8 protein-coding genes are annotated in these 6079 nt (G+C 56.5%); 7 read left to right on the top strand and 1 reads right to left on the bottom strand.

Annotated elements, in window-relative coordinates; genetic code table 11:
* The 3 genes from VHB22_RS03000 to msrA form a co-directional block, all read left to right on the top strand.
* A partial coding sequence (locus VHB22_RS03000; protein WP_325455471.1) for a PQQ-binding-like beta-propeller repeat protein occupies positions 1-391 on the top strand: 391 nt, incomplete at its 5' end.
* A 424-nt stretch (positions 392-815) separates the two neighbouring features.
* Positions 816-1262, top strand: coding sequence for a peptide-methionine (R)-S-oxide reductase MsrB (gene msrB, locus VHB22_RS02995; RefSeq protein ID WP_325455470.1), 447 nt, complete (start codon positions 816-818; stop codon positions 1260-1262).
* The gene (gene msrA / locus VHB22_RS02990; RefSeq protein ID WP_325455469.1) at positions 1262-1768 is read left to right on the top strand and encodes a peptide-methionine (S)-S-oxide reductase MsrA; all 507 of its coding nucleotides are present in this window, start codon (positions 1262-1264) and stop codon (positions 1766-1768) included. Before msrB ends, msrA begins: the two co-directional genes overlap by 1 nt.
* A 104-nt stretch (positions 1769-1872) precedes the next feature.
* On the opposite strand, the gene VHB22_RS02985 is transcribed toward msrA, so the two are convergent.
* Positions 1873-2364 carry a DoxX family protein gene (locus VHB22_RS02985; RefSeq protein WP_325455468.1) on the bottom strand — a complete coding sequence of 164 codons (492 nt, stop codon included), beginning with the start codon at positions 2362-2364 and terminating at the stop codon, positions 1873-1875.
* Positions 2365-2600: 236 nt separating this feature from the next.
* Here VHB22_RS02985 and VHB22_RS02980 point away from each other — a divergent pair, with 236 nt between their 5' ends.
* Genes VHB22_RS02980 through VHB22_RS02965 form a run of 4 tightly spaced genes read left to right on the top strand, consistent with a single transcriptional unit; the run spans position 2601 to position 6062 of the window.
* Complete coding sequence (locus tag VHB22_RS02980) at positions 2601-3251, top strand: ABC transporter permease (RefSeq protein WP_325455467.1); 651 nt, start codon at positions 2601-2603, stop codon at positions 3249-3251.
* 14 nt (positions 3252-3265) lie between these two features.
* On the top strand, positions 3266-4378 hold the full coding sequence (locus tag VHB22_RS02975; protein ID WP_325455466.1) for an ABC transporter ATP-binding protein: 1113 nt from the start codon (positions 3266-3268) through the stop codon (positions 4376-4378).
* Positions 4371-5114, top strand: a complete 744-nt coding sequence (locus VHB22_RS02970; protein ID WP_325455465.1) for an ABC transporter permease — start codon at positions 4371-4373, stop codon at positions 5112-5114. Before VHB22_RS02975 ends, VHB22_RS02970 begins: the two co-directional genes overlap by 8 nt.
* 54 nt (positions 5115-5168) lie before the next feature.
* Entirely contained in the window at positions 5169-6062 is an 894-nt protein-coding gene (locus VHB22_RS02965; RefSeq protein ID WP_325455464.1) for a glycine betaine ABC transporter substrate-binding protein, read from the top strand.
* Positions 6063-6079 lie beyond the last annotated feature (17 nt).

Genomic DNA, 6079 nt, shown 5'->3' with positions numbered 1-6079 from the left:
GGGTAACTTCATCGCCTGGGATGGTGCGAAGGGTAAGATCGTCTGGTCGAAGCCTGAGCAGTTCTCGGTCTGGTCGGGTGCTCTGACGACAGCTGGCGGCGTTGCCTTCTACGGCACGCTCGAAGGCTACTTCAAAGCCGTCGACCAGAAGACCGGCAAGGAACTGTTCAAGTTCAAGACGCCGTCGGGCATCATCGGCAACGCTATGACCTATCTGCATGATGGCAAACAGTACGTCGCCGTGCTGTCGGGCGTTGGCGGTTGGGCCGGTATCGGTCTGGCAGCCGGCTTGACGAACCCGACCGATGGTCTGGGTGCTGTCGGTGGCTACTCGGGCCTCAAGCAGTACACCAACCTGGGTGGATCGCTCACCGTGTTCTCGCTGCCTTAAGCGCTTCCTCCGTGAAAGAAGACAGCTAAAAGGCTTGCGAGCAACTTGGCCGGCGCATGATAGTGCGCCGGTCCTTTGGTGCATTAGACAACAATCAAATGACGCTCGCACAATTCCGCGCGGGCGTCATTTTTGTTTAGGCGGTCGTGTTAACGAGACCGGCGCTGATCGATCCAGCGGCTCATCTGGCGCGCGATCGGAAATATGCGACCTCGTGCACATTGAAACCGTCCGCCCGCCCGGCGCGCAGAAATAAGTAAAGCAACGCGGGGCGACGAAAATCACAAGTCATGCAAAAAATTCTTTCGCAATCGGTCCTGTCGCTAGACGATGCGAAGCGCGTTAATAAGGTATCGTCGTGTAACAAAAACGCCGGATTAAGCGTATCAGGAGTATGCAAACGGCCGCAGATGAAAGGTAGAAAATGGGCCCATATAAAAAAGACCCGGAGGTCGTCTCCAAGCTCACCCCCGAACAGTACCGCGTGACTCAGCAAAGCGGTACGGAGCGGCCGGGCACAGGCGAGTATCTCAATAACAAAGAGCCGGGCATTTACGTGGACATCGTCTCCGGAGAGCCGCTGTTTGCGTCATCGGATAAGTTTGAATCGGGTTGCGGCTGGCCGAGTTTCACGAAACCGATCGAGCCTGCCAACGTGAAAGAACTGCATGACGGGTCGCACGGAATGAACCGGACGGAAGTCCGGTCGAGCCATGGCGACAGTCACCTCGGTCACGTTTTTCCCGACGGTCCGAGAGACCGGGGCGGTCTGCGCTACTGCATAAACTCCGCGTCTTTGCGCTTCATCCGCCGCGAAGATATGGAAGCCGAGGGTTACGGAGCATACCTGAACCAGGTGGAGGACGTTTAATGAGTCAGGAACGTGCAATTCTCGCAGGCGGCTGCTTCTGGGGAATGCAGGACCTCATTCGCCGCTATGAAGGCGTAATCTCGACGCGCGTCGGCTATACCGGCGGCGACGTACCGAACGCGACGTATCGCAACCACGGCACCCACGCGGAAGCCATCGAAATTATTTTCGATCCGGCAAAATTGAGCTACCGGCAAATCCTTGAGTTCTTCTTCCAGATCCACGACCCGACGACACTGAACCGGCAGGGCAACGATGTCGGGCTCAGTTATCGGTCGGCGATTTTCTACACAAACCCTGATCAGAAGCGCATTGCGGAGGAAACGATCGCCGACGTGGACGCGTCCGGCGCGTGGCCGGGAAAGGTCGTCACGCAGGTCGTTCCAGCGGGCGACTTTTGGGAAGCGGAGCCGGAGCATCAGGACTACCTGGAGAGATATCCGAACGGCTACACGTGCCACTACGTTCGGCCGAATTGGAAACTCGGTCTGAAGAAGGCAGGTTGACGGATGCGTGACCGCCCGCATCTCTTTTGCGCGGGCTCGGTAACGGATGACGCTGTTGCCCTTGTTGCCGCATGAGCCTGATCTCACAATGCCGGAATTTTCGGTCATCGCGCGCGTCGTCGGTTTACGTATCCATCAAACGACAATGGGCCGGCCCCTCCCATGCAAAGGGCGATGATAGCGGCGATATAGAGAAGATCGGTTTCGTACCCCGGCTGTCCGAAATGTGCTCCTGCGGTGCCAAACGACTGAAGTTTTATCGAGCTGAAACCATATTGAATGTGAACGGTGAACGTCGCGACGAGAAGAACGATAATCATCGGAACGGCCGCGAGTGGGATGAACGCGCCGGCAAAAACGAGGATTCCGCCGACGACTTCGATCAAGATAGTTGCAAGAGCCAGAAGATCGGCGAAAGGGATGCCGATCGCGTGGAGAATGCCGGCAAAGTGTTCCCAGCCGCGTGCGAGTTTCGCATAGCCGTGTTCGAAAAAGCCGAAGCCGACGACAACGCGAAGGGGAATCGCGTACCAAGAGGCCGGCACCGGTAGCGGCGAAATGGCAATGTCCCACAACGTCCAGGAATTCTTGCTCACTGTTGGCTTTTTTAGTCGAAGGCCGAAATTTGTCATCGTTGTTCTTCCCGAGCGTGAAGGCTTATTCTGCGTATAATCGAAAGCGGTCGTCCGCTTTGCATTCAGGCGCAACACAAATGTCCTCTACGATCTCAAGCGATTGAATCGTTACACGACGCGCTGTACGATTCGTTTCATCATGAGAACACGCGATCTGAAGATTCCGCACTAGATCGCTGCAAGGCCAATGACCTGCGATGGATGTTCTGCAATATATATTTTCAAACTGGTCACTGATCGTCAGCCGTACGGGTCAACATATCGCTATCGTTGGTGTTGCCCTCGTGCTTGCGATCCTCACGGGTGTGCCCATTGGGATTGCGATCAGCCAGAACAAGCGCCTTGCCGCGGTCGTGCTCTACGTCGCCTCGATCATACTGACTATACCGTCGATTGCATTGTTCGGGATTATGATTCCAGTCCTTTCCCCGATCGGACAAGGCATCGGCTACGTACCGGCAGTGATCGCGGTTCTGCTCTATTCGCAGCTTCCAATTATCCGCAACACGCATGCGGCGATTACAAATTTGGACCCGGCGCTTCGAGAAGCGGCCCGCGGCATGGGGCTTACGCGTTTGCAACGCCTCCGCGAAGTGGAACTGCCAATTGCGGCGCCGGTGATCATGATCGGCATCCGAATGGCTGTGGTGATGAATATCGGCGTGACGGCCATAGCCGCTTATATTGGTGCCGGCGGTTTAGGTGACTTCATCGCTCGCGGCATTAGCCAGACTGACCCCCGCCAGCTCATCACCGGTGCGCTGGCCGTGAGTGTGCTTGCCGTTGCTGCGGATATCGGTCTGCTTGCGGTGCAACGTCTGCTCACCTCGCCAGGGCTTCGAGTGTAAGGGGGGAGCGCCGCATGATCAGGCTCGAACAGGTCTCGAAGACGTTCCCCGGAACCACCGTTCCCGCAGTCGATCACGTCACGCTCGAAATTCCCGAGGGCGAGATTTGCGTGCTTCTTGGCCCATCAGGTTGCGGCAAGACGACGACGATGAAGATGGTCAACCGGCTGATTGAGCCGAGTTCCGGGCAGATATTTATCGACGGCAAAAACACGGCTGAAAGCGATCCGGTGCAGCTGCGCCGGTCCATCGGTTATGTGATCCAGCAGATCGGGCTGTTTCCCAACAAAACGGTCGAAGACAACATCTGTCTCATGCCGGATGTGCTTGGCTGGGAGCGCGCAAAGTCGCGAGCCCGCGCCGCCGAGTTGCTGGACATGGTCGCTATGGACCCTGCGACCTTCCTCAAACGCTATCCCAAAGAGCTTTCTGGCGGACAGCAGCAGCGGATAGGCGTCCTGCGTGCCATCGCGGCCGATCCACCGGTCTTGCTCATGGATGAGCCCTTTGGCGCAATCGATCCGATCAACCGCGAGATCATTCAGGACGAATTCCTGAAGATGCAGGCACGGATCAAGAAAACCATTATGTTCGTCAGTCACGATATCGATGAGGCGGTCAAGATGGCCGACCGCATCGCCATTTTCAATCATGGTCGGCTCATCCAGTACGACACGCCCGATAAAATTCTCGCCCAACCGGCCACCAACTTCGTATCCGACTTTGTCGGCGGCGACCGTACCCTGAAGCGCCTTCAATTGCTCACAGTAAAAGATGCGATGATGCCGGACCCTCCACGGGTGTGCGCCGAAGATACGCTCGCAAAAGCCGTCGCCCTGATGGAGGAGAACGGCCATCGCTCCATCGTGATGGTTGGGCCCCGAGGCAAAGCGCGTGGCTATGTCGAACTCGCGGAAGCGCGCGGTATCAAGGGCACGGTCGGAGAAAACCACGAACCGCTGCCAACAACGGTTACGCCTGACGAAAATCTTCGGACTGCTGTCTCCACGATGTTTCGCCATGACAGAACGTGGCTCGCCTGTGTGGATAGTGACGGTATATTCAAGGGATATGTGACGCTCCGCGGTATCACGCACCTATTGAGCGAGATCAATCGCGATGGCTGAAGATATCGTGGCAGCGGCCGGACTGCGCAATATCTGGCGCAATGCGCTTTATCTGATGATCTTTATGCTTGGGGCGTGGGCTTGGGGCAGCGGGCTGTTGCCGAGCCTCTTCGATCACTGGGATGACATCCGCTACCTTGGAAGACAACATATCGAGCTCGTCGCCATTTCTGGAGGACTAGCAATCGTTGTCGGCGTGCTGACCGGAATTCTGCTGACGCGTCCGCGTTTCTATCGTTACGGCGAATGGGCAATACAAATTCTCAACATTGGAGCGACCATTCCGACGCTCGCCGTACTGGCCTTGTCGATGAGCGTGTTGGGTATCGGCGATACGCCTGCCATTTTCGCACTTTTCATTGCGTCGTTGCTGCCCATCGTCGCCAATACGATCGCCGGTATCCGTGCCGTGCCGCCCCATTTGCTCGAAGCGGCTCGGGGCATGGGGCTGAGCTCCAATCAAATTCTCTGGCAAGTCGAATTGCCGAATGCAGCATTCGTCATCTATGCAGGGATCCGCACCGCCCTTGCAATCAATGTCGGAACCGCACCGCTCGCCTTTCTGATTGGCGGCGGCGGGCTCGGCGAACTCATATTTGCGGGTATTTCCCTGAATGAATTTGACACCATGCTTGCTGGCGCCATTCCGACAGCTTTGCTGGCAGTTCTCGTTGATTTTCTGATGGGCCAAGTGCAGTTCTGGACCGTCCCTCGCGGAGTTAATCCGTTACGCTAAGTCCTCTATGAAAAGCGATCCCGCCAGTTCGACCACGACGACAGGAGCATCGTAATGAAATCTCTTGCCACGATTTTGGCGCTGGCCGCTGTTTGCGTCGGTGCCGTTGCGGTGGCCGGTTACGCGCAGGCGACGACCATCGTCGTCGGCGGTAAAGACTTCACCGAGCAGCTGCTGCTGGCCGAGATGACGACGCAATTGCTAAAACACGAAGGCTTCGACGTCGATAAGAAAGACGGTCTTGGCTCGCAGGTCCTTCGCGACGCGCAAGTTAACGGCCAAGTCGACGTCTACTGGGAATACACCGGGACATCGCTTGTTGCCTACAACAAGATCGCCGCCCGAATGAACGCCGCGGACACCTATAAGAAAGTCAAGGAACTCGACGCGAAGTTAGGCCTTACGTGGCTCAACCCGTCCAAGGCCAACAACACCTATGCGCTGGCGGTACGAGCCTCGAACGATCGGATCAATTCAATCCAGACATTGTCCGACCTCGCGAAATCTTACAACGACGGTCAGCATCTGGTCATGGCCCTCGATGCCGAGTTCCCGCGCCGACCCGATGGTCTGCCGGCCCTGGAAAAAGCGTACGGCTTCAGCATGACACGCGATGAACGTAGGTCGATGAATTCGGGGCTCACCTATCAAGCGCTGCGAGACGGTCTGGTTGACCTCGCGCTTGTTTTCGCAACAGATGGCCGCGTGAAGGCCTTCAATTTTCGTCTATTGACTGACGATAAGGGGGCGTTCCCGAGCTATGATCTCGTCCCCGTGGTGCGTACATCAATTCTTAAAGCAAATCCGGGCATCGAAAAGCCGCTGAACGATTTGTCGGCCAAGCTCAACAATGACGTCATGCAGACCCTGAACGCAAAGGTCGACGTGAGTAGAAAATCCATCAAGGACGTTGCCAGAAATTTTCTTGCCGACAACGGCTTGATCTAAAGCCTACGAGACTCGGG

Origin of the sequence: Hyphomicrobium sp. (assembly GCF_035548195.1) — a bacterium.
GTDB lineage: Bacteria > Pseudomonadota > Alphaproteobacteria > Rhizobiales > Hyphomicrobiaceae > Hyphomicrobium_B.
Note: the sequence above shows the minus strand (reverse complement) of the source record. Positions and strands in the feature narration are given on the sequence as shown.

Bases quoted from the DNA above. Each gene is read 5' to 3' on its own strand.
- VHB22_RS02975 (WP_325455466.1), top strand. From the start codon at position 3,266: ATGATCAGGCTCGAACAGGTCTCGAAGACGTTCCCCGGAACCACCGTT.
- msrB (WP_325455470.1), top strand. From the start codon at position 816: ATGGGCCCATATAAAAAAGACCCGGAGGTCGTCTCCAAGCTCACCCCC.
- VHB22_RS02970 (WP_325455465.1), top strand. From the start codon at position 4,371: ATGGCTGAAGATATCGTGGCAGCGGCCGGACTGCGCAATATCTGGCGC.
- msrA (WP_325455469.1), top strand. From the start codon at position 1,262: ATGAGTCAGGAACGTGCAATTCTCGCAGGCGGCTGCTTCTGGGGAATG.
- VHB22_RS02980 (WP_325455467.1), top strand. From the start codon at position 2,601: ATGGATGTTCTGCAATATATATTTTCAAACTGGTCACTGATCGTCAGC.
- VHB22_RS02965 (WP_325455464.1), top strand. From the start codon at position 5,169: ATGAAATCTCTTGCCACGATTTTGGCGCTGGCCGCTGTTTGCGTCGGT.